This window comes from Rhizobium sp. BK251 (assembly GCF_004345245.1).
Taxonomy (GTDB): Bacteria; Pseudomonadota; Alphaproteobacteria; order Rhizobiales; family Rhizobiaceae; genus Rhizobium.
Genome location: NZ_SLUQ01000006.1, coordinates 21,521 through 43,142, shown reverse-complemented (window position 1 = coordinate 43,142; position 21,622 = coordinate 21,521). Strand labels below are relative to the sequence as shown.

Below are 21,622 nucleotides of genomic sequence, written 5' to 3'. Positions count from 1 at the left end.
CCAGGCAATTTGACCGCACGTAGATCAACGAAAGGGAACGAACATGTCCAAGACCATACTGATCACCGGCGCCGGTTCCGGCTTCGGCAAGGCAGCCGCCATCGGCATGGCCAGGAACGGCCACAACATCATCGCGACCGTGCAGGTCTCGCCACAGGTCACGCCGCTGCGCGAGGAGGCCAAGGCACTGGGCCTCGAGAATTTTCGGGTCGAGCGCCTCGACCTGACCGACCCCTATGACATCGCCCAGGCGCAGTCGTGGGACTTCGACGTCTTGTGGAACAATGCCGGCATGGGCGAAGCGGGCCCGGTCTGGGAGATCCCAATCGACATCGTCCGCAAGAACTACGAGGTCAATGTCTTCCTGCCGCTGACCTTGACGCAGGGCGTCGTGCGCCGCTGGGTTTCGGAGGGCAAGAGGGGCAAGGTGGTCTTCACCTCGTCGATGGGTGGCCTGTTCACGCCGGCGAACTGGGGGACCTATGTCTCGACCAAGCACGCGCTGGAATCGATCGCCGAGGCACTGCAGCAGGAACTCGCTCCCTACGGCATCAAGATCCAGACGATCAATCCGGGCGCCTACTACACCGGCTACAACGAGACCATGGCCGACAATCCCTTCCGCTGGCTGGACGACAGCAAGCACTTCACGAAGCGTGCCGACCTGCGCAAGGGCTTTGACGACTTCTTTGCGACGCCCGAGGGCAAGATGGACCCGCAGGAGATGGTCGATCGGATGATCGAGATCGTGCCGGGCGACACCGGCAGGTTCCGCAACGTGGTCCCGAAGAAGATCGAGGACATGCTGAAGAACCACCAACTGGCGGCCTGGGAAAACCAGATCTGAATTGCACATAGCGCTACAAGCGGCACCAGCAAGCGGGTGCCGCGCCACCAACCCAGTCCTTGGAGGAAGCCATGTCCGCAACCGCAAGCGCCACTGCCGGCAGCCTGAAACCCTATGCCCGTCGCTTCTTCAACGCGGCCCTCGGCGTGGCCGCCACCATCCTGGCCCTGACCGGGCTGGAAGCACGTGCCGCGCCCGAGAGCCTGACCGAAACCGAACGCCGCAACAAGACGACCGTCGAGGCTGGCTTCGATGCCTGGGCGGCCGGTACAGGCAGCCCCTATGACCTGCTTGCCGACGATGCCCGTTGGACGATCGAGGGCTATTCGCTGGCATCGAAGACCTATCCGAGTCGCGAGGCGTTCCTGCGCGAGGTGATCCGGCCGTTCAATGCCCGCATGAAGGCGCCGCTGAAGCCCGCGATACGCAACGTCTATGCCGACGGCGACACCGTGATCGTCTTTTTCGACGCTCGCGGCATTGCCCGCGACGGGGTGCCCTACACCAACACCTACGCCTGGTTCCTGGACATGCGCGACGGCCGCATCGTCCGCGCCTCGGCCTTCTTCGACTCCGTCGCATTCAACGAGTTCTGGACGCGCGTAACGCCGTCCGAATAGGCCGGTACCAACTTACCGTTCCAAAGAGAAACTTGGGGGCAAGGTCAGCACCGGCCGACGGCATTTCAAGGAAATGCGCTCCGGTCCTTCCTCCGTTTTTGCAGCTTCCCCGCAGGTTACAGATGTAGCCTTTGAGGCGTTGCCTTGAAATCAAGCTGTCCGCCTAAAACATCATCTTCCGATGCATAAATCATGTGCGGATTGACTAATCAGGCGTCAATTCGTGACCCGGTCTCGGTTCTAGGATTGAAAGATGTCATTGGCGGTACTCAAGGCGGAAGCGATCTCCATCTCGGACATGTCGGTAAGTTCGGCACTGGTGCGGAGGCTTGTCCGTGCGCGGAACGATCCAGCCAAGGAGCGGATAAGAGCCTGGTTCAGCGAAATGGATGATGCTCGATTGCTGGATTTTGGCCTGACGGCCGCGGATATTGCTGCATTGAGAGAGCCTGTTGAACGCTGATCGTGACGAGCGTCAACCTCAGCGAGCGACGCCGGCGGATGTTCGGCATGACCCCGGGAGATTGTACAGGAACAATCTCCCGATAGCGTCGCACCATATTCACCCGCGCCGCGGGCGTCGCGACAAATGGCGACCCAGCAGCCTGGCGACATAGAGCAGCACGCAGAATGCGATGCCCCATCCCAGACCCAAGCCGACAGCCTGGACTACGACATCCATGAAGGTCGGCAGTGATTCTATTCGCGGCAGCCCCGTGCCCGCAACCAGATGGTCCACCCACGCCCGCACAAAACGCAGCGACACCCCGAATAGCATTCCAAGCATGAATGCCCTGTTCATCCGCCCCTCCAGCGCTTCGCCCATACCACTGAGCCTGCTAAGACAATACACGATATTAGTTTGGTCTAATATTAATGCGTTGGCGTCGGTCCTGTCGCCGCGGATACCAAACTGTGATGAAGGATCGTCTTCAGATGCACCTTCCGGATATGTACTCGGCGAAATGTGCATTCGGCGCCGCAAGCAGCCGACCAAAATCAAGAAGACATCTTGGGATGAAACCCATGGCCGCCGTCGACTGCCTTAGGAAGCCGTCCAGACCGCGTGGAGCTTCTTTGATAGATTGCCGTAGCTCGCGCTCGCCATCAACATCCTGTGGAACGTCTTGCGGACGCTGCCGAGAGGTACGTGATCGTTCAGCCAAAGCCTGAAAGAGGTGGGCGGGAAAATTGCCCAGCATCTAGGCAATTCTGCAATGATCAGCCATGGGGTATGCAGGAAGCACCATGCGTCCGACCGGCGCCCAGCGGAATAAGAAGAGCGCCCGCTGCTGGGCAACGGGCGCTCCGGAAATCACTATTTCAGCTTGGCTTAACGGCCGGCTGCGGCGCGAGCAACGCTGCGGATGTCGCCGCGTTCAATGCCCAGATCGTTGAGTTCGCGGGTCGACATGCGACCAAGCTCTGCAACGGTTTGACGATACTTGCGCCAGTTGTTGAAAGTGCGTGCTACGTTCATCGGTAATCCCCTTTCCTTGGGCTCTGGAACCGTGCAGCCATCAGCGGCGCTCAGTTCATTTCGATGAACCTCATATAAGACGGGTCACGTACTGTTTGCAGCGCCAAGACTTCAGCTCAGCTATGCGCTAATTGCATAATGAGGCCCCCTCCCCGCTTCGGGGTTTCCGAGACGCCATGCGTCGGTCCGGGCACGACACTGTGCACTGATCTGCGCCAAGCGACACCCCTCCCCACCGCGCGGTTTCGTGCGGGTCATACCCATTACATTACAGTGGCTTCGAAGCCGTGTCGTACACACCCGGTAAAGCGATAGCCGCGGCCGGGAATGTTCACGATGTAAGGCGTGCGGGATGCGTCGGTTGCGAGATGCTTGCGCAATGCGCAGATCTGCACGTTCAGGTTCCCATCCTCGACAAAGGTGTCCGGCCATGCGGCCTCGATCAGTTCTTCCTTGCTGACAAGCTCGCCTGCCCGCTTTACGAGCTCCTGCAGGATCAGGAAGGCTCGCCCACCAATCGGAAGGACCTTGCCGTCCTTCTTGACACGCTGCTGCTGCGGCAACAGGACGAAATCGTCAAACACATAGGCCTCCGGCGGGTCGTCCATAAGCCCATGCTTGAAATTCGTTGCGCAAAGAAAGGCGTTGAGGTTGTAGGCGATTTCGGTGGTGGTGCCGGTCCAGTGCATGTGTTCCTCCGTCGTTTGTCTGATGACCCCAAGCTATCCAATGCAGAAGGGTCAGGCGATCGTGCTGCGGTCTCAATAGTTTAGGCTGTTTGCTGTGAAGTCATGAACCTAGGTATAGGTCTTCTGCGACGGTCGGCTGGTGCTGCCGAGACGTCAGCGAAGCATCAAGCGGCGCAGCCCTTGAGGAAGAGGTCGGCGCACATTCTTGCGCGCGTCGCGATCTCCTCGAGCTTCGGCGGCGGCAACTGGCGCAACATCGCAGCCCGCTGGGGCTCCATGACCATCATGCCGCGCAACATGCCTGAGGCCGCATGCGGATCCTCCAGCACGATCAGGCCGTGGTCGGCTTGCCGGCGCAGCCAAGTTTCCAACAGTGCGTTCGTCCGGACGATCGCCTGCTCATAGAAGGAAGTGGCGATCTCCGGAAATCGGTCGGATTCGCCGATGACGAGGCGCGTGATGGTTACGGTATCCTCAGAGAGCGTCAGCGTGCCGTAGGCCATCAACAAGCGCTCCAGGCCGCGCCGCAAGCCCGCCTCTGCAAGCGTGCTCAAATCGAGCGCAAGCAGGAATCGGCCGATGCGGTCGGAAATCATTTCAGAGAACAGGTCGGTCTTGGCCGGGAACAGTCTGTAGAGCGTCTTGGTGGAGACGCCCGCTTCCTGCGCGATCGCCGCGATGCTCGCCGCGGCATATCCGTTTTCGCGAAACTGCTTGTTTGCCGCTTCGATGATGACGCTTTTCGTGTCGTCGTCGCATCGGATCTGCGGTCGGCCGCGCGGCCTTTTCTCGATTGCTTGCTTTTGGACCATTTCCATTTTCCAAATTCTTATTGACATCCATTTTATAAGGAATATTTTGGAAAACGTCAAATTTCCTATTTATGCACAGAGGCCGCAGCCTAGGGACCGCGACCACGATCCGGAGACAACAATGACTATCAAGAAGCTGCATGCCCTGAATAACAACAATGTCGCTCCAGCCACTGAAGTGGCCGAGGGGCAGGTTCCGGAAACGCTCGAAGCCGGCAAGCCTCTGCGTGTCGCGGAGGCAGCGCCAGCTGCCGCCGCGGGACAGCCCGCTCGCAGGCGCACGGGCCGCTCCCTGCTGTTGGGAGCCTCGGCGCTCGTATTGATCGCGGCTGGCGCCTACTACGGCCACGACTACTGGACAGTCGGCCGCTTCCAAGTCTCGACCGACGATGCCTATGTCAAGGCGGACAGCAGCACGATCGCCCCCAAGGTTTCAGGTTATATTTCCGAAGTGCTCGTCGGTGACAACGAGGCCGTCAAGGCAGGCCAGCCGCTGGCCCGTATCGACGACCGTGACTTCCGCGCCGCCCTCGACCAGGCAAAGGCCGATGTTGCTGCCGCCGAGGCGATGCTGAAGGCCAAGCAGGCCGCTCTGGACATCCAGCAGTCGACCATCGCTGCGGCCCGCGCGACGGTCGAGGTCGACAAGGCCAATGAGACCTTTGCCGAGCAGAACAACAAGCGTTATGCGAACCTCGCGACCAACGGCTATGCCCCGGTCCAGACGGCACAGCAGGCCGCTTCGCAGATCGCCGCCGCCCAAGCCACCATCGTGCGGGATAGCGCGGCCCTCGACGCGGCCAGCAAGCAGGTCGATCTGTTGAACGCCGAAGTGGCGCAGGCCAAGGCAACTCTTGCCCATGACCAGGCGGTCGAGCACCAGGCTGAACTCAACTTGTCCTATGCGACGATCACCGCTCCGGTCGACGGCACAATCGGCAATCGCACGCTGCGCACGGGCCAATATGTCCAGGCCGGCACGCAGCTGATGTCGGTCGTGCCGGTGCAGGCCGTATACGTGATTGCCAATTACAAGGAAACGCAGCTTACCGACGTCCATGCCGGCCAGCCGGTCGATCTCGAGGTCGACATGTTCCCCGGTCGCACATACCACGGTCACGTGGACAGCCTTGCCCCGGCCAGCGGACAGGAGTTCGCCCTGCTGCCGCCGGACAACGCCACCGGCAATTTCACCAAGGTGGTGCAGCGTATCCCGGTCAAGATCATGCTCGACGGTGACGCTGCCAACGGCGACCTCCGCCCAGGCATGTCCGTCCAGCCGAGCATCGACACCAAGGCCGATGCAATTCGCAACTAGGCGCGGAGCGAGGAGATTTCGTCATGTCCAGCATTGCCGCAACTGCTGTCGCCATCCCGCAACCGCGCGCCGGCACCAAGGAATGGATCGCTGTTCTCGCCGGCATGATCGGCGCCTTCATGGCGATCCTCAACATCCAGATCACCAATGCCTCCCTCCTCGACATCGAGGGCGGCATCGGAACGGGTGTCGACAACGGGGCCTGGATTTCCACTTCCTACCTGATCGGCGAGATCGTCGTCATTCCGCTGACGGCCTATTTCAGCAACGTCTTCTCCTTCCGCCGCTATATTCTGGTCAACTCGATCCTCTTTCCGATCTTCTCCATCGCCTGCGCATTCGCCCATGACCTCGGCACGATGATCGTACTGCGTGGCCTGCAGGGTTTCGCCGGCGGCGTGCTGATACCCATGGCCTTCACCATGGTGTTGACCAAGCTGCCAAAAGCCCAACAGCCGCTCGGCCTCGCCATCTTTGCCCTCTCCGTCACCTTTGCGCCGGCTATCGGGCCGACGATCGGCGGCTATCTCACCGAGAATTACGGCTGGCAGACCATCTTCTTCATCAATGCTCTGCCGAGCGCGGTCATGGCCGTCGCGCTGGCCCTGACGCTGGAGAAGCAGCCGATGCAGTTGCGTCTGCTGAGGGAAGGCGATTGGGCGGGCATCGTCACGATGGCAATCGGCCTCTCGGCGCTTCAGACCGTATTGGAAGAAGGCAACAAGGACGACTGGTTCTCCTCCCCCTTCATCGTCAAGCTCAGCATCGTCGCCTTCGTATTCCTCGTTGCCTTCATCTGGATCGAGCTCACCGTCAAGAAGCCCCTCGTCAAGCTGCGCCTCTTGACTCAACGCAATTTTGGCATCGGCGTCGGCGTGAATGTCCTGATCGGCGTTGCGCTCTTCGGTAGCGTCTACATCCTGCCGCAATATCTCGGCCAGGTGCAGCGCTACAACGCCGAGCAGATCGGCAACGTGCTCGCCTGGACGGGCTTGCCGCAACTGCTCCTGATCCCGCTCGTTCCGATGATGATGAAGCGTTTCGACGTCCGCTACATCGGCTTCCTGGGTATATCGATCTTTGCAATCAGCTGCTTCATGAACATCACGCTATCGTTCGACAATGCCGGCGACCAGTTCTGGATCCCGAACATCGTGCGCGCCATTGGCCAGGCCCTGGTCATCACTCCGATTACGGCCATCACCACCGCGGGCATCGCGCCCGTCGACGCTGCTGCAGCCTCGGGATTGACCAATATGCTGCGCAACCTTGGCGGCGCTGTCGGCACGGCATCGCTCGGTACGATCCTCACCAAGCGCGAGCAGTTCCATTCGAATATCATCGGGCAATCGGTGACGCTGTCGCGCGACGAAGTGCGCGACCGCCTGAACCAGATGACCGGTTACTTCATGTCGCACGGCATCTCGGATCACGCCGTAGCCGCGCAGAAGGCCGTGGTTGCCCTCGGCCAGGTCGTCAAGCGTCAGGCACTCATCATGGGCTTTAGCGACACCTTCGCCGTCATCGGCGTGGTCCTCGCCATTGCGGCCGTCGCGCTGCTCTTTACGCAAAGGCCGAGTGCTGGCGGTGGCGCCGGGGCACATTGAGTTCGGACCGCCGGCACACGAAGCGCGGCCGGGTACCTATTCCCCGCTACCTCGCGCCTGTCGTGCTCATCAGACTTGTCAGCCGCCCCGGATGCCAAGCTTCAGCATCCGGCGGCAGGCGGTGGCCAGGATGACCACCGCGACAACAGCGATAGCGATGCCGATCGCGAGATGCCTGTGAACGGACAGGTGTCCGAAGAGCATTTCGACGGCATTTCCGAAGAGATATCCCGCTGCCGTGAAGGCAACGCCCCAAACAGTTGCTGCAGCCGCATTGAGGCAGGCGAATTTGAGAGCGCTGACATTGGACAGCCCGATCGCGATCGGCCCGATCGTGCGGATGCCATATATGAACCGGAAGGCCAGAATGAACCCCGTGGGATGGCGCTCCAACAGTTCCTTGACCCTCGTGGCGGCCGCCCCGGCGATCAGCCTCTGAACAAACTTGAGATGCGCGGCATGCCGTCCAGCGAAGAAGCACGCCTGGTCCGCCACGAAGGAGCCTAGAACCGCTGCCACAGCCACAGCCGGGTAGGATAGCAGCTGACGGTGGGCGAGGATGCCTCCGAGAAACGCAGCGGTTTCTCCCTCGATGGCTGCGCCGAAGAAGACGGCCCAGGCCCCATAATGTGCGATCAATTCTTCTAATGACAAAAGTGGCTGACCCCGCGCTCGGTTGCGACAAATCTGGAGAGGTGGATGCCTATCGTCAACCGCGGGATGGCGCTTTCTGTCAGATATCGGTCAGACTCCCCCGGTGCCGCGGGCCCCCTGCCCTATTCGGCTCATGTTGGGAAATCGTTGTCGGCCGCGTCGCTGATAGTGGGAGTGGAACTGAATTGACGGTGACGGCGGCTGCATTGGCTACCAACGCAGCCCCCTCCCCTCCCCTCCCCTCCGCTTAGGCTGCCATTGCCTCTGCGCTGGCGACCACGGACGGGTCGGGGTGTAGAGAACGATCGATCTGCGCCATTTGCCTAAACACTGGCTGCGGAAAGACAATTTTTCGGTCGCAGGCCTATCGACGTTTGGTACCGCGGCGATCGCTATCCACTCGGTTAACACATTGTAACGAATGGAGAATGATCGGGACGGCGTCCCGCCCTCCGCACCGGTCTCGTCCCGCGAGTAGCTGGTCGTTAACCATTAAATCCTTGCCCGAATCGCTTGTTTCCGCAATCGTCACGGTTAGTTGGCTGAAAGCAGCTTTTTTCCGTGACGAGAGATTTGAACGTGAGCAAGGTAGAACGCGCCTCCCCTCCCCCGTCGGCGAAGACCGTCGATCAGATGATTGGCGAGCACGCCTCAATTATCAGTTCTCAGCTGCAGGCGATCAGTGAGGCGATCTTTCCCCCTTCCGCCAGCAAGATTTTGCGCCGATTCACCTCTGGCGAGGCGGCAAAGCTCATCGGCGTTTCGGATTCGACGCTCAGGAAGATGACGCTGGCAGGCGAAGGCCCGCAACCGGAGATCACCTCGAACGGGCGGCGGCTGTATACGCTGTCGCAGATCAATGAATTGCGCCATCGCCTCGCGACATCCACGCGTGGTCGTGGCTCGCATGACATCCTCCCCCGGCGCCAGGGCGACGACCATCTTCAGGTGATCGCGGTAACCAACTTCAAGGGGGGCTCGGGGAAAACCACGACTTCGGTCCATCTGGCGCAATACCTCGCCCTGCATGGCTACCGGGTCCTCGCGGTTGACCTCGACCCGCAGGCGAGCCTCTCGGCGCTTCTTGGCGTGTTGCCCGAGACGGATGTGCGGTCGAACGAAACGCTCTATGCGGCAATCCGATACGACGAGGAGCGCCGGCCTTTGTCTGACGTGGTGCGCAAGACCTACTTCTATGGCCTTGATCTTGTCCCTGGTAATCTGGAGCTTATGGAGTTCGAGCACACGACGCCCAGGGCAATGATGGGCGGCGCGCGGAGCGGCGAGAGCATATTCTTCACGCGGGTTGCGAAGGCGCTGGACGAGGTCGCCGAGGACTATGACGTGGTCGTTATCGACTGCCCTCCCCAGCTCGGCTACCTCACCTTGAGCGGTCTCTGCGCGGCGACGTCGATGGTCGTGACCGTTCATCCGCAGATGCTAGACATTGCCTCCATGAGCCAGTTCCTGCTGATGACGCATGATCTGCTCGCGGTGGTCCGCGATGCCGGCGGCGAACTTCGGTACGACTTCATCCGCTACCTGCTCACGCGGTTCGAACCACAGGATGCGCCACAGACGAAGGTGGCAGCGTTGCTGCGAAACCTCTTCGACGACCACGTGATGACAAATCCGATGGTGAAATCTGCAGCCGTGTCGGATGCCGGCCTGACGAAACAGACGCTCTACGAGATCGGCCGGGAGAACCTGACGCGCTCCACCTACGACCGTGCGATGGAGTCGCTGGACGCCGTGAACGCGGAGATCGAATCCCTGATCAAGCAGGCCTGGGGGCGGACATGAGCCTGCGCCTGGACGCCTCTTGTTGGGAGCTCCCAACCGAATGCCGAACGCCCGCTGGCGCAAAGCTGATCGCGCGGATAGAAGCGGCGTGCGGCGATGATGCCGCGGCGCCACGCGATTCGATGGGCGCCATCAAATCGGCCTCTGCCGGTGGCAGATGTGTAGTGGCCGATTCACATAGGCTTGATCACGGCCATCGGCGGGACTTGCGTGCGGCATCTGCAGGAGAATTCAAGTGAGCAGAAAAGATACGGTCAACTCGCTATTCTTTAACAAGTTGGGAGCTCCCAACCCGGCCGCCGGCGCCGAGAAAAACCCGGAGCGTGTCCGGTCGGGTGCCGTTTCGGCGATGGGCGCATCGCTGCAGGAAATGAGCGAGAACGCAAAGGTCGCATCGAGGCTGCAGGAGCAACTGGCAGCCGGGAACGTGGTCATCGAACTCGACCCGGATCAGATCGTCGATTCATCCGTCAGCGATCGCATCGCGATTGAGAACGATCCGGTTTTCGACGAGCTTGTGGCCAGCATCGCAAAGCACGGCCAGCAGGTTCCGATCCTGGTGCGGCCCGCAAGCGGCGAGCGTCAGGATCGCTACCAGATTGCTTACGGTCGCCGCCGACTAAGGGCGGTTGCCAAGCTCGGTCGCAAGGTCAAGGCGATTGTCCGCAGTCTGACCGACGACGAACTGGTGATCGCTCAAGGCAAGGAAAACCTTGACCGGCAGGATCTTTCTTTCGTCGAAAAGGCGCTTTTCGCCTGGCGGCTAGAGGAGGCGGGTTATCAGAGGGATATCATCTGCGCCGCGCTTTCCACGGAGAAGGCGGATCTCAGTCGCTACATATCTGTGGCAAGGCGCATTCCGGAGGAGATCATCCGGGCAATCGGACCGGCACCGCGAGCGGGCCGGGCGCGGTGGCTTGCCCTTGCCGATCGCGCGGAAAGCGCTGGGGCAAAGATGAGGAAGGCTGTCGCTGACCAGAGCTTCCCGTCGCTTGCGAGCGACGAGCGGCTTCAGAAAGTGCTAGCGTCCGTGACCGAGAAACAGGCGAAGCCGCGCGCTCCACAGGTCTGGAAGGATCCGAGGGGGCGCAAGGCAGCCCAGATCGAGCAGTCGGGAAAGACGACGCGCATCGTGTTCGACGAGCGCATCGTGCCAGACTTCGCGTCCTACTTGGCTTCTAGGCTCGGTGAACTCTTTGAGGAGTTTGGTGGCAAGGATCGGTAACGTGCAGAGCCTTCGCTCCAGTGGTCCGGGAGGTGATGCAGGAACCACGTTCGAAGGATACGAGATGGCATACCCGACCTCTGACGGCGATATGATGCGAGCCCCGGTAAGGCGGCACGTGTCGCAAGTTGGGCCTTGCGGCGGGGAGGGTGCTCACGCGTTCTGTTCGACAACTGCGGGTCTGAAAGCTGGCAGCCTGCAGAGGTGGTCGTTGGAGACAAACTCGACTTCTCACTCGGTATTCCGGCGCAGCTTCGATCCGACGACGCGGGACGACTGAAGCCACCGCGTCTGAGGCAGGTGACGTCCGCATGGGTCTTCACAGGCCCCATTAAGATTTGGAGGACTGAGGCCCACGGGCACGGCCGAGAAATTGAACGTTTGCCAGGAGAGTTGCTGACACATCGCGTGCGCCATGTAGCCAGTAGGGGAGGGCTTATTGAAGAGAAGCGAAAAGTGTGCTGGTATCCGGGGCGACAAGTACTCAATGTTGGCTGGCACTGGGTGTTTACTTCGAGATAATCAGGCTGTGCGATAAAGGCTGGCCGTCAATGGACCGAGAAATACGACCGGCATGCGAGGCCTGCTGATACTGGACATCCAGCCCATTTGTTCGCTGACTTGCGTGAACAAATGGATAATGTCCGATAAGCCAATTATCGGACATGGTCTGCTAGCGACGAGCGGTGCGGTTTTTGATGCGAATGTCGCATTTTACCGCACGGCCATCGATCCGTACTGGCATGGAAGTGCTTAGCTGACACCGTAAAACTGACGGATCGGCGTGTCATTTGTCGGTCGGTTTCCGCCGTCACGTCGCGTCCTTATGTGGCAAAACAGTCCGAAGAACTATTGCGCCATGGGCATGTGGCGGCAGAATTAAGTTCTGCGAGACGACAGGTTGGAAAATGCTCCTGGTGAGGGCTTCTGCGGTGCATCGAAGCGTCACGGGGCAGTTGCCGCAATCGAGGAGAGATCATTATGCTGGTTCGCGACAAGGTCTTCGTTGTCACAGGTGGGGGCTCTGGCCTTGGCGCCGCAGTTTCGCGCATGCTCGCAGCAGAAAGTGCTCGCGTCGTTATCGCAGATGTCAATGTCGACGCAGGTGAAGCGGTCGCGTACGATCTTGGTGAATCGGCACGTTTCGTGCGCACCGACGTTACAAGCGAAGTGGAAGGCGCCGCTGCCGTTGCTAAGGCTGTCGAGGCATTCGGCCATCTTCAAGGCTTGGTGAACTGTGCCGGGATTGCGCCGGGCGAAAGAGTGCTCGGACGCGACGGCCCGCATCGCCTTGAGAGTTTTAGCAGAGCGGTGGCTATCAATCTCATTGGCACTTTCAACATGATCCGCCTTGCCGCCGCCGCTATCCAGAATGAGGAGCCGGATAGTGAAGGAGAAAGGGGCGTGATCATCAACACGGCGTCGGTTGCCGCTTTCGACGGACAGATCGGCCAGGCTGCCTACGCGGCGTCGAAAGGCGGCGTGGTGGCCATGACACTTCCGATCGCGCGCGAACTCGCCCGTTTGGGCATCCGCGTCGTTTCAATTGCCCCGGGCATCTTCGAAACGCCAATGATGGCAGGCATGCCGCCCGAGACACAGGAAGCACTCGGCAAGAGTGTGCCCTTTCCGCCGCGACTGGGGCGCCCGGCCGAATTCGCCGCACTGGTGCGGCACATCTGCGAAAACAGCATGCTCAACGGTGAGGTGATACGACTGGACGGCGCCCTCCGCATGGGTCCGCGTTGAGGCTGGTTGCGGGTGGCCGAAATGATACTGCATGATCCAATCGTCATTGTCGGTTCCGCCTGCATGGCCAGGGGCGACTTGAAGGATGCGGCCGCATCCGAGCTCGGGGCCACGGCGATCCGCGCCGCCTTGGAGCGAGCCACGGCTCCCACTGATTCCGTCGCGAAGGTAGTCTTTGGCCACGTGTTTGGCCCTCGAACGCTATGGATTGAAGCGCGGCATGGCCTCACTTTGCATCGGCGGCGGCGAGGCGACGGCCCTCGCGGTCGAGCGGCATTGACCGGGCAGGGGAGGAGACCGAAAGATGATCCTGACTGAACAGCAAATCCAGATTCGTGACATGGCTCGTGAGTTCGCACGCGAGCGCCTGGCACCAGGTGCCGCCGAGCGCGACGTTTCCCATGCCTTTCCGAAGGACCAACTGAAGGAAATGGGGCAGCTCGGCTTTCTCGGCATGCTCGTACCGGAGGCCTATGGCGGCTCCGACACCGGCACCGCCGCCTATGCCGTCGCGCTGGAGGAGATTGCTGCCGGAGACGGACCCTGCTCGACCATCATGAGCGTGCACAGTTCGGTCGGTTGCGTTCCGATCCTGACATTTGGGACGGAAGAGCAAAAACAGCGGTTTCTGCCGAAACTGGCCTCAGGCGAGTGGATCGGCGGCTTCGCGCTGACCGAGCCGCAGGCGGGATCCGACGCGTCGAACCTCCGCACCCGCGCACGGCGTGACGGCGACCACTATGTGCTGGACGGCGCCAAGCAGTTCATTACCTCGGGCAAGAACGGCAATGTGATCATCGTCTTTGCCGTGACCGCTCCCGACGCTGGGAAGAAGGGTATTACGGCCTTCATCGTGCCGACCGACACGCCCGGCTACGAGGTTGTCCGCGTTGAGCATAAACTTGGGCTGCATTCGTCCGACACCTGCCAAATCGCCTTCACCAACATGCGCATCCCCGCCGATCTGCGGCTCGGGCAAGAAGGCGAAGGCTACAAGATCGCGCTTGCCAATCTCGAAGGTGGGCGCATCGGCATTGCGTCGCAGGCGATCGGCATGGCCCGCGCTGCCTTCGATGCGGCCCGCGACTATGCCCGCGAGCGCATCGCTTTCGGCAAGCCGATCATCGAACATCAGGCGGTCGCATTCCGTCTTGCCGACATGGCGACGCAGATCGAGGCGGCGCGGCAGATGGTGTTGCATGCCGCCGAACTGAAAGAGGCGGGAGAACCCTGCCTGACGGAAGCCTCCATGGCAAAACTCTTCGCTTCGGAAATGGCCGAGAAGGTCTGCTCGGACGCGATCCAGATCCATGGCGGCTACGGATACATGGTGGACTACCCGGTCGAGCGCATCTATCGCGATGTCCGCATCTGCCAGATCTATGAGGGAACAAGCGACGTGCAGCGCATCGTCATTGCGCGTAGTCTATAGGGCAAGAGACCCCCACTTTCCGGGAGTGAGCAAGGAGAGTTTGGGTCCAAACGGGGAGGACGAGCACGGCATGACCGAGTTCCCGCAATTGAGTCTGCATGTTCCGGAGCCGGCCGTTCGGCCCGGTGGACAGCCGGATTTTTCCAACGTCAATATTGCCAAGGCCGGCTCGGTGCCGCGCCCCGCGGTCGATGCCGCGCCGGAAGACATCCGCGATCTTGCCTATTCAATCATTCGCGTATTGAACCGTGAAGGCGAAGCCGTCGGCCCGTGGGCGGGTCTGCTGTCGGATGAGGAATTGCTGATGGGCCTGCGGAACATGATGAAGCTGCGCGCCTTCGACGCGCGCATGCTCATGGCGCAACGGCAGGGGAAAACCTCGTTTTACATGCAGCATCTGGGCGAAGAGGCCGTCAGCTGCGCCTTCCGCAAGGCGCTCAGGAAGGGCGACATGAACTTCCCGACCTACCGGCAGGCGGGCCTTCTGATCGCCGACGACTATCCGATGGTCGAGATGATGAACCAGATCTTCTCGAACGAGCGCGACCCGCTGCGTGGTCGGCAATTGCCGGTCATGTATTCCTCCAAGGAGCATGGCTTCTTCACCATTTCCGGCAATCTCGCCACCCAATATGTCCAGGCTGTCGGCTGGGCCATGGCGTCCGCCATCAAGAACGACACCAAGATCGCCGCCGCGTGGATCGGCGACGGCTCCACGGCGGAATCCGATTTTCATTCGGCTCTCGTTTTTGCCTCGACGTACAAGGCGCCGGTCATTCTCAATATCGTCAATAATCAGTGGGCGATCTCCACCTTTCAGGGCATCGCCCGCGGCGGCTCCGGCACGTTTGCAGCGCGCGGCCTCGGCTTCGGCATCCCGGCACTACGCGTCGACGGCAACGACTATCTCGCCGTCTATGCCGTCTCGCGTTGGGCGGCCGAACGCGCTCGGCGCAATCTCGGGCCGACACTGATTGAATATGTCACTTATCGCGTCGGCGCGCATTCGACCTCGGATGATCCGAGTGCCTATCGCCCGAAGACCGAATCCGAGGCCTGGCCGCTCGGCGACCCAGTCCTTCGCCTGAAAAAGCACCTGATCCTCAAGGGTGCATGGTCCGAGGAACGGCATGTTCAGGCTGAAGCCGAAATCCTCGACGAGGTGATCCAGGCGCAGAAGCAGGCGGAAGCGCACGGCACATTGCATGCCGGCGGCAAGCCTTCCGTGCGCGACATTTTCGAAGGCGTCTATGCCGAGATGCCGCCCCATATTCGTCGCCAGCGGCAGAACGCAGGATACTGACATGGCCAGAATGACAATGATCGAGGCCGTGCGTAGCGCCATGGACGTCGCGATGGCGCGCGACGACGACGTCGTCGTCTTCGGGGAGGATGTCGGCTATTTCGGCGGCGTCTTTCGCTGCACTCAGGGGCTTCAGGCAAAGTACGGCAAGACGCGGTGTTTCGACGCGCCGATCAGCGAGAGCGGTATCGTCGGCACAGCGATCGGTATGGCCGCCTACGGCTTGAAGCCCTGCGTCGAGATCCAGTTCGCCGACTATATGTACCCGGCGTACGACCAGATCACCCAAGAGGCCGCCCGCATTCGCTATCGCTCGAACGGCGACTTCACCTGCCCGATCGTGCTGCGCATGCCAACAGGCGGCGGCATTTTCGGTGGGCAGACGCACAGCCAGAGCCCGGAGGCGCTGTTCACCCATGTTTGCGGCCTGAAAGTGGTCGTACCCTCGAATCCCTATGACGCCAAGGGCCTGCTGATTGCCTCCATTGAAGACCCTGACCCGGTGATGTTCCTCGAGCCAAAACGGCTCTACAACGGTCCCTTTGACGGGCATCATGAAAAGCCGGTCACGCCCTGGTCCCAACATGAACTGGGCGAGGTGCCGGAAGGCCATTACAGCATTCCGATCGGCAAGGCCGAAATCCGCCGCCAAGGCTCTGCTGTGACAGTTGTCGCTTACGGAACCATGGTTCATGTCGCGCTCGCGGCCGCCGAGGAGATCGGCATCGATGCCGAGGTGATCGACCTGCGAAGTCTGCTGCCGCTCGATCTCGACACGATCGTGCAATCCGTCAGCAAGACCGGCCGCTGTGTCGTCGTGCACGAGGCGACCCTGACCTCCGGTTATGGCGCAGAGCTCGCGGCACTGGTGCAGGAGCATTGCTTCTATCATTTGGAGGCTCCCGTGGCTCGGGTCACGGGCTGGGACACGCCTTACCCGCATGCGCAGGAGTGGGACTACTTCCCCGGACCCGGCCGCGTGGGCCGCGCGCTTGCCGAAGTGATGGAGGCCTGACCATTGGGCGAATTTGTTATCAGGATGCCGGATGTCGGCGAAGGCGTGGCGGAAGCTGAACTGGTCGAATGGCATGTGAAGCCGGGCGACCCGGTGCGGGAGGACATGGTGCTCGCCGCCGTCATGACCGACAAGGTGACGGTCGAGATTCCATCTCCGGTTACGGGCACTGTCCTCTGGCTGGGTGCCGAGATCGGTGACACGGTTGCCGTCAAGGCGCCGCTGGTGCGTATAGAGGTGGAAGGCGACCGGGGGGAAGACTCCGCAGTCCCGATGGCGGAAACGGTGACGATCGAGCCTGTCGAATACCCCGTTGAAAAGATGGCGAGTCCGCCTCCGGCCGAAACCAAGAAATCCATCGGGCCCGCACCGGTTGCCAAAGCTCCCGCACAGCCTGCTGCGGACAAGCCGCTCGCGTCGCCGGCCGTCCGTCTCCAGGCACAGGAAAGTGGCATCGACCTGCGCCAAGTGGCGGGCACCGGACCGGCCGGGCGCATCACGCATGACGACCTCGACCAGTTTCTGGCCCGTGGCGCGCAACCGCAACCGTCGCCCACCGGTCTTGCCAGGAAAACCGCTGTCGAGGAAATCAAGGTCACCGGCCTTCGCCGTCGGATCTCTGAAAAAATGGTACTCGCCACCTCGCGCATTCCACATATCACCTATGTCGAGGAGATTGACGTCACCGATCTGGAAGACCTGCGGGCGACCATGAATGCCAGCCGCAAGCCGGACCAAACGAAGCTGACGATCCTGCCCTTCCTGATGCGGGCATTGGTCAAGACAATTGACGAACAGCCCGGCATCAATGCCACCTTCGACGACGACGCCGGCATCATCAGCCGCCACGCGGCCGTTCATATCGGCATCGCCACCCAGACGCCCGCCGGCCTGACCGTGCCGGTGGTGCGCCATGCGGAAGCACGTGGCATCTGGGATTGTGCGGCCGAACTGGTGCGGCTGTCGGAAGCGGCCCGCTCGGGCTCAGCGTTGCGGGAGGAACTCTCCGGCTCGACCATTACCATCACCTCGCTCGGCGCGATGGGCGGGATCGCGACGACGCCGATCATCAACCATCCGGAAGTGGCGATCGTCGGCGTCAACAAGATCATGACGCGGCCGGTCTGGGATGGCAGCCAGTTCATCCCGCGCAAGATGATGAACCTGTCGTCGAGCTTCGATCATCGAGTCGTGGATGGGTGGGACGCAGCAACGTTCATCCAGCGGATCAAGACCCTGCTTGAAACCCCTGCGTTGATTTTTATCGAAGGCTGACCGCATGAAAGAGATCGTCTGCAAACTTCTCGTCATCGGCGCTGGACCCGGTGGTTATATCTGCGCCATCCGCGCCGGACAACTCGGGGTCGATACCGTCATCGTCGAGGCCGTCAAGGCGGGCGGCACGTGCCTCAATGTCGGATGCATTCCTTCGAAGGCGCTGATCCATGCGGCCGAGGAATTCGAGAAGGTCAGCCATATGGCGAGCGCCAAGAGCCCGCTCGGCATCACGGTCGAGGCGCCGAAGCTCGATCTTGGAAAGACTGTTGCCTGGAAAGACAGCATCGTCGGCCGCCTGAACAGCGGCGTGCTCGGCCTGTTGCGCAAGGCCAAGGTCAAGATCGTGCATGGCAAAGCGAAATTCCGCGACGGCAAGACTGTGGAGGTTGAGACGGAAACAGGAATGCAGGTCATCCGCGCCGAGACCGTGGTGATCGCTACCGGCTCCGAGCCCGTGGAACTGCCGTTTCTGCCTTTCGGCGGACCTGTCATCTCCTCCACCGAAGCGCTGTCGCTGAAGACGGTGCCGCAGAATCTGGTGGTTGTCGGCGGCGGCTATATCGGTTTGGAACTCGGAACCGCCTTTGCCAAGATGGGCTCGGAGGTAACTGTCGTCGAAGCGATGCAGCAGATCCTTCCGCAATATGATGCTGAATTGGTCCGGCCCGTCGCCAAACGGCTCGGAGAGCTGGGCATTCGCGTCTTGACTGGCGCCAAGGCCAAGGGGCTTTCAGAGGAGGGGCTGGCCCTCATGATCGAAACCGACGAAGGCGAGGAGCAGCGGCTTCCAGCCGACGAGATTCTCGTGACGGTCGGCCGCAAGCCGCGCACCGAAGGATGGGGACTGGACGAGCTCGATCTCGACCGCACTGGCAAATTCCTGCGTATAGACGAGCGGTGCCGGACATCGATGCGCGGCGTCTATGCCATTGGTGACATCACCGGCGAACCGATGCTTGCCCATCGCGCCATGGCGCAGGGGGAGATGGTGGCCGAGATCGTCGCCGGAAAGAAGCGGACATGGGATAAGCGCTGCATTCCGGCCGTCTGCTTCACCGACCCGGAAATCGTCACTGCCGGCCTTTCGCCGGACGAGGCGCGAGCCCAAGGGTACGAGATCCGGGTCGGGATTTTTCCTTTCAGCGCCAACGGCCGCGCAATGACCATGCTCTCCGAAGATGGTTTCGTTCGCATCGTCGCGCGAACGGATACCAACCTCGTTCTCGGCGTGCAGGCCGTCGGCGCAGGCGTTTCGGAACTGTCGAGCGCCTTTGCGCTGGCCATCGAAATGGGCGCCCGTCTCGAAGACATCGCCGCAACGATCCACGCCCATCCGACGCGCGGCGAAGGCTTCCAGGAAGCCGCGTTGAAAGCGCTTGGCCATGCCCTCCATATCTGAGCCTTTGTCCCCCACGCTACCCTCCATCGCCTTCGAACCGCTGGAGATCGCAGCGCCGATACCTTTCGAACCGCCGGTTACAACTGCGACGCTTTGCGCAAAGGTAGCCGATCCGGCCAGCTCAGCCATGCGAATCCGGAATTCGAGATCGCGACCGAAATTGTCGAAGCGGTCACAAACACCGTCTCAGCCAGATAGAACGGCCAGCGGGCGTTCTGCATTTGTGAGCGGTAAAGGCCGGCCGTCCTATTTCGTTTTCGGCGGCGGTGCCTCCAGATAGGAAGTTGAATTTGCTCGTGGTGCGGCGACTTTGCCCTCGCCGGCACGAGCCGGCTTGAGGGCAGGCCTGGCCTTGTGAACGTCACCTGAACTGCGGGTTCGATGCATCGCCGTTTTCTCACAGCGCCGGCGGTACAAATCTCGCGCATTGACTGGCGAGAACCGGCTGCTTTGCGCCCTCGCATCGGCCTTCCCCGCTGTTCGGGGTTCCCCCAAAAGCGGACGTTCGTTCAGATAAGCTGTAGCTTGACCGCTGCCATCTGCAAGCTGCGCACAACCTCGCCGCTACCAAAGGGGTGGTCGCGGCCAGGTGTTCGGATCAGCTTCCAACTTCGACGCGAGATCGCGATCAGATACACGGCGCAATGCCTCGGCTGCTACAAACTGGGCGCGCATCGCGAGCACCATCAGTTCGGCCCGGGTCATGCCGTGCGATGCATAGCGGGTACCGACATAGTCAGGGAAGTGCGCAACTGCGCCCCGCAGGTGATCGTCGCGCGCAGTCGAGACCTCGCCGATCAACGCCTCGGCGAGCTTGTCAAGGTGGTGCGACAGTTTGCGGTATTGCGACTCACGCCAGCCGCGCGCGGCAAGTGCCCCTTTGAGCGCCAGCTCGGCCGTCAGGCAGATCGTCTGTACGGCCGAGTCAATATCGATGTCACCGGCGAGGATACGAGCGGTTGCCGCGAGAGACGAGCGCGCGTTGGCGAAAAGCTGCGGCGCATCTCCGCTGCCATGCGACAGATCACTGACGCCATAGGCGAAATCCCACAGGTCAGCGACGCTGTAAAAGGCGCGCCAACCCTGTTCCGGATAGTGCTTGAAGATAAGCTCCAGCTCCTCGCGTGGTATCTCTATGCAGTCAATCGGATTCACGGAGACGGTGCCGAAAGCGACGGCGACTCGAACTGGGTACATCTGGTCACGCAGCGCCACGCCGCCCCTAAGCATCGCCGGCGTCGAGAAATCACCCGCGGGATAGAGCCCATGGTAGATCACCATTAGCGGGTCCCACACCGCCTTGTCGAAGAGGTCGCCGGAAATGCCCTCGGCCTTAATCCAGGCCATCGCGACGTGAAACGGCCGCTGGTGCAGCTTCAAGCCCTGCGCGATCAGTTCGTCGTCGCGCTGGCGCACGAACTCCTTGTCGATGGCTTTCGTCACAAGAACTTCTCCGCCAGCTCGCGCTTCCCGCGGGGATCAGAATGCGTCATCCTGCGATCCTCGGGATAGTAGAAGCCGGTGATGTAGAGATCGAACTCGCGAATCTGCACCCGCACCGACAGCTCGTGATTGTCATCCCAGGTATCGCGCACCGACGCCTGACATGTTTCCCCGCGCATCTCGAACGAGAAAGATTCACGCTTTTCCTTCTCCCATTCGGCCACGGCGGTGCGGATAAGCGTCTCGCTGATCATGTCCCGCTTTTTCTGTGACAGCATATCGAGCGAGGACTCCTTGACCGGTCCGAACATCCCGCTGGCGTTCATCGCCTCAAGAATCTTGCGCATGTGCTTGCCAGTATGCTGGTTGGCGAACAGCGACGAGCGCGAGCCATGCGGGCCACCGAGCAGGTTCGAACGAATATTCCACCAGCTCTCGGCCACCTGGGCGCTCCTCGCTTCTTGTGCCGCCTGCTGCACGAACCAGGCGAGGGCATCGCGGCTGCGGATGGTGCCATCGGCCTCGAGTTCGACGGCGTTAGCGACGACAACAACGGGATGCGCTCTTTCTGCGTAAAGCGGCTGTTCGAGGCGATACGCGTACAGGCCCGGCACCTGATTTACCGCCGACACCAGCTTGTCAGCCCCAACATCCGAATAGGGGCAGGTGACGAACCCACGAACGAACTCGGTCGTGTGATCGAGCTCCTCGTAGGTTTTTAGCTGCGACAGACTGCTGATGTGCTCGGCGCCGTTGCGCGGCGGCGCGGTCAGAATTGGGTGCCAGTCGGGATAATAGTCGACCGCATTGCCGAGTTCTTCGATGAGTTGCTCGACCATCGCACGGCCGGCATCCGGATTGGTCAGGCTTTTGGTAAGGTAAGTCATCGCCTTAGCATTCTGCTGTAGGGCGACCGTGGGGGAGCGGAATTCCATTGAGATTGGCCTT

The 21,622-nt window shown here is 61.1% G+C and carries 20 protein-coding genes; 13 read left to right on the top strand and 7 right to left on the bottom strand.

Going from position 1 to position 21,622, the window contains the following annotated elements:
• Positions 1-43: 43 nt before the first annotated feature.
• The 3 genes from EV286_RS15825 to EV286_RS15815 all read left to right on the top strand — a co-directional run bounded on the left by EV286_RS15825 (position 44) and on the right by EV286_RS15815 (position 1,930).
• Positions 44-847 carry an SDR family oxidoreductase gene (locus tag EV286_RS15825; protein WP_132958112.1) on the top strand — a complete coding sequence of 268 codons (804 nt, stop codon included), beginning with the start codon at positions 44-46 and terminating at the stop codon, positions 845-847.
• Positions 848-918: 71 nt separating this feature from the next.
• Entirely contained in the window at positions 919-1,467 is a 549-nt protein-coding gene (locus tag EV286_RS15820) for a nuclear transport factor 2 family protein (protein ID WP_132958111.1), read from the top strand.
• A gap of 259 nt (positions 1,468-1,726) precedes the next feature.
• The gene (locus EV286_RS15815) at positions 1,727-1,930 is read left to right on the top strand and encodes a hypothetical protein (protein ID WP_132958110.1); all 204 of its coding nucleotides are present in this window, start codon (positions 1,727-1,729) and stop codon (positions 1,928-1,930) included.
• Between the two features lie 99 nt (positions 1,931-2,029).
• Here EV286_RS15815 and EV286_RS15810 read toward each other — a convergent pair whose 3' ends face one another.
• The 4 genes from EV286_RS15810 to EV286_RS15795 form a co-directional block, all read right to left on the bottom strand.
• Positions 2,030-2,269 (bottom strand): hypothetical protein, encoded by a 240-nt coding sequence (locus tag EV286_RS15810; protein WP_132958109.1) that lies wholly within the window; start codon positions 2,267-2,269, stop codon positions 2,030-2,032.
• A gap of 531 nt (positions 2,270-2,800) precedes the next feature.
• On the bottom strand, positions 2,801-2,947 hold the full coding sequence (locus EV286_RS15805) for a DUF1127 domain-containing protein (protein WP_132958108.1): 147 nt from the start codon (positions 2,945-2,947) through the stop codon (positions 2,801-2,803).
• A 263-nt stretch (positions 2,948-3,210) separates the two neighbouring features.
• Complete coding sequence (locus EV286_RS15800; protein WP_132958107.1) at positions 3,211-3,636, bottom strand: transcriptional regulator; 426 nt, start codon at positions 3,634-3,636, stop codon at positions 3,211-3,213.
• A gap of 164 nt (positions 3,637-3,800) precedes the next feature.
• Entirely contained in the window at positions 3,801-4,448 is a 648-nt protein-coding gene (locus EV286_RS15795; protein ID WP_132958106.1) for a TetR/AcrR family transcriptional regulator, read from the bottom strand.
• 121 nt (positions 4,449-4,569) lie between these two features.
• Here EV286_RS15795 and EV286_RS15790 point away from each other — a divergent pair, with 121 nt between their 5' ends.
• Positions 4,570-5,766, top strand: a complete 1,197-nt coding sequence (locus EV286_RS15790; RefSeq protein ID WP_132958105.1) for an HlyD family secretion protein — start codon at positions 4,570-4,572, stop codon at positions 5,764-5,766.
• 23 nt (positions 5,767-5,789) lie between these two features.
• The gene (locus tag EV286_RS15785; protein WP_132958104.1) at positions 5,790-7,373 is read left to right on the top strand and encodes a DHA2 family efflux MFS transporter permease subunit; all 1,584 of its coding nucleotides are present in this window, start codon (positions 5,790-5,792) and stop codon (positions 7,371-7,373) included.
• A 78-nt stretch (positions 7,374-7,451) separates the two neighbouring features.
• Here EV286_RS15785 and EV286_RS15780 read toward each other — a convergent pair whose 3' ends face one another.
• A complete protein-coding gene (locus EV286_RS15780; RefSeq protein ID WP_132958103.1) occupies positions 7,452-8,027 on the bottom strand; it encodes a DedA family protein in 576 nt (191 codons plus the stop codon).
• A 579-nt stretch (positions 8,028-8,606) separates the two neighbouring features.
• Between EV286_RS15780 and repA the strand changes: the two genes are divergently transcribed.
• From repA to lpdA, 8 genes are all read left to right on the top strand, one after another.
• The gene (gene repA / locus EV286_RS15775; protein WP_281041090.1) at positions 8,607-9,830 is read left to right on the top strand and encodes a plasmid partitioning protein RepA; all 1,224 of its coding nucleotides are present in this window, start codon (positions 8,607-8,609) and stop codon (positions 9,828-9,830) included.
• Positions 9,831-10,065: 235 nt separating this feature from the next.
• Positions 10,066-11,055, top strand: a complete 990-nt coding sequence (gene repB / locus EV286_RS15770) for a plasmid partitioning protein RepB (protein WP_132958102.1) — start codon at positions 10,066-10,068, stop codon at positions 11,053-11,055.
• Between the two features lie 981 nt (positions 11,056-12,036).
• Positions 12,037-12,804, top strand: a complete 768-nt coding sequence (locus EV286_RS15765) for a 3-hydroxyacyl-CoA dehydrogenase (protein WP_132958101.1) — start codon at positions 12,037-12,039, stop codon at positions 12,802-12,804.
• Positions 12,805-13,108: 304 nt separating this feature from the next.
• Complete coding sequence (locus EV286_RS15760) at positions 13,109-14,236, top strand: acyl-CoA dehydrogenase family protein (protein WP_132958100.1); 1,128 nt, start codon at positions 13,109-13,111, stop codon at positions 14,234-14,236.
• 70 nt (positions 14,237-14,306) lie between these two features.
• Positions 14,307-15,539, top strand: a complete 1,233-nt coding sequence (locus EV286_RS15755; protein WP_132958099.1) for a 3-methyl-2-oxobutanoate dehydrogenase (2-methylpropanoyl-transferring) subunit alpha — start codon at positions 14,307-14,309, stop codon at positions 15,537-15,539.
• A gap of 1 nt (position 15,540) precedes the next feature.
• Positions 15,541-16,554: an alpha-ketoacid dehydrogenase subunit beta gene (locus EV286_RS15750; protein ID WP_132958098.1), complete on the top strand. Its 1,014-nt coding sequence runs from the start codon at positions 15,541-15,543 to the stop codon at positions 16,552-16,554.
• Positions 16,555-16,557: 3 nt separating this feature from the next.
• The gene (locus EV286_RS15745; protein ID WP_132958097.1) at positions 16,558-17,829 is read left to right on the top strand and encodes a dihydrolipoamide acetyltransferase family protein; all 1,272 of its coding nucleotides are present in this window, start codon (positions 16,558-16,560) and stop codon (positions 17,827-17,829) included.
• Between the two features lie 4 nt (positions 17,830-17,833).
• Positions 17,834-19,231, top strand: coding sequence for a dihydrolipoyl dehydrogenase (gene lpdA, locus EV286_RS15740; RefSeq protein ID WP_132958096.1), 1,398 nt, complete (start codon positions 17,834-17,836; stop codon positions 19,229-19,231).
• A 564-nt stretch (positions 19,232-19,795) separates the two neighbouring features.
• On the opposite strand, the gene EV286_RS15735 is transcribed toward lpdA, so the two are convergent.
• Together EV286_RS15735 and EV286_RS15730 are read right to left on the bottom strand one after the other, a co-directional pair.
• Positions 19,796-20,674, bottom strand: coding sequence for a hypothetical protein (locus EV286_RS15735; protein ID WP_132958095.1), 879 nt, complete (start codon positions 20,672-20,674; stop codon positions 19,796-19,798).
• On the bottom strand, positions 20,671-21,561 hold the full coding sequence (locus EV286_RS15730) for a hypothetical protein (RefSeq protein ID WP_132958094.1): 891 nt from the start codon (positions 21,559-21,561) through the stop codon (positions 20,671-20,673). The genes EV286_RS15735 and EV286_RS15730 overlap by 4 nt, the downstream gene beginning before the upstream one ends.
• Positions 21,562-21,622: the final 61 nt, after the last annotated feature.

Coding starts and splice junctions, on each gene's coding strand:
- EV286_RS15825 (WP_132958112.1), top strand. CDS start 44: ATGTCCAAGACCATACTGATCACCGGCGCCGGTTCCGGCTTCGGCAAG.
- EV286_RS15820 (WP_132958111.1), top strand. CDS start 919: ATGTCCGCAACCGCAAGCGCCACTGCCGGCAGCCTGAAACCCTATGCC.
- EV286_RS15810 (WP_132958109.1), bottom strand. CDS start 2,269: ATGAACAGGGCATTCATGCTTGGAATGCTATTCGGGGTGTCGCTGCGT.
- EV286_RS15805 (WP_132958108.1), bottom strand. CDS start 2,947: ATGAACGTAGCACGCACTTTCAACAACTGGCGCAAGTATCGTCAAACC.
- EV286_RS15800 (WP_132958107.1), bottom strand. CDS start 3,636: ATGCACTGGACCGGCACCACCACCGAAATCGCCTACAACCTCAACGCC.
- EV286_RS15795 (WP_132958106.1), bottom strand. CDS start 4,448: ATGGTCCAAAAGCAAGCAATCGAGAAAAGGCCGCGCGGCCGACCGCAG.
- EV286_RS15790 (WP_132958105.1), top strand. CDS start 4,570: ATGACTATCAAGAAGCTGCATGCCCTGAATAACAACAATGTCGCTCCA.
- EV286_RS15785 (WP_132958104.1), top strand. CDS start 5,790: ATGTCCAGCATTGCCGCAACTGCTGTCGCCATCCCGCAACCGCGCGCC.
- EV286_RS15765 (WP_132958101.1), top strand. CDS start 12,037: ATGCTGGTTCGCGACAAGGTCTTCGTTGTCACAGGTGGGGGCTCTGGC.
- EV286_RS15760 (WP_132958100.1), top strand. CDS start 13,109: ATGATCCTGACTGAACAGCAAATCCAGATTCGTGACATGGCTCGTGAG.
- EV286_RS15755 (WP_132958099.1), top strand. CDS start 14,307: ATGACCGAGTTCCCGCAATTGAGTCTGCATGTTCCGGAGCCGGCCGTT.
- EV286_RS15750 (WP_132958098.1), top strand. CDS start 15,541: ATGGCCAGAATGACAATGATCGAGGCCGTGCGTAGCGCCATGGACGTC.
- lpdA (WP_132958096.1), top strand. CDS start 17,834: ATGAAAGAGATCGTCTGCAAACTTCTCGTCATCGGCGCTGGACCCGGT.
- EV286_RS15730 (WP_132958094.1), bottom strand. CDS start 21,561: ATGACTTACCTTACCAAAAGCCTGACCAATCCGGATGCCGGCCGTGCG.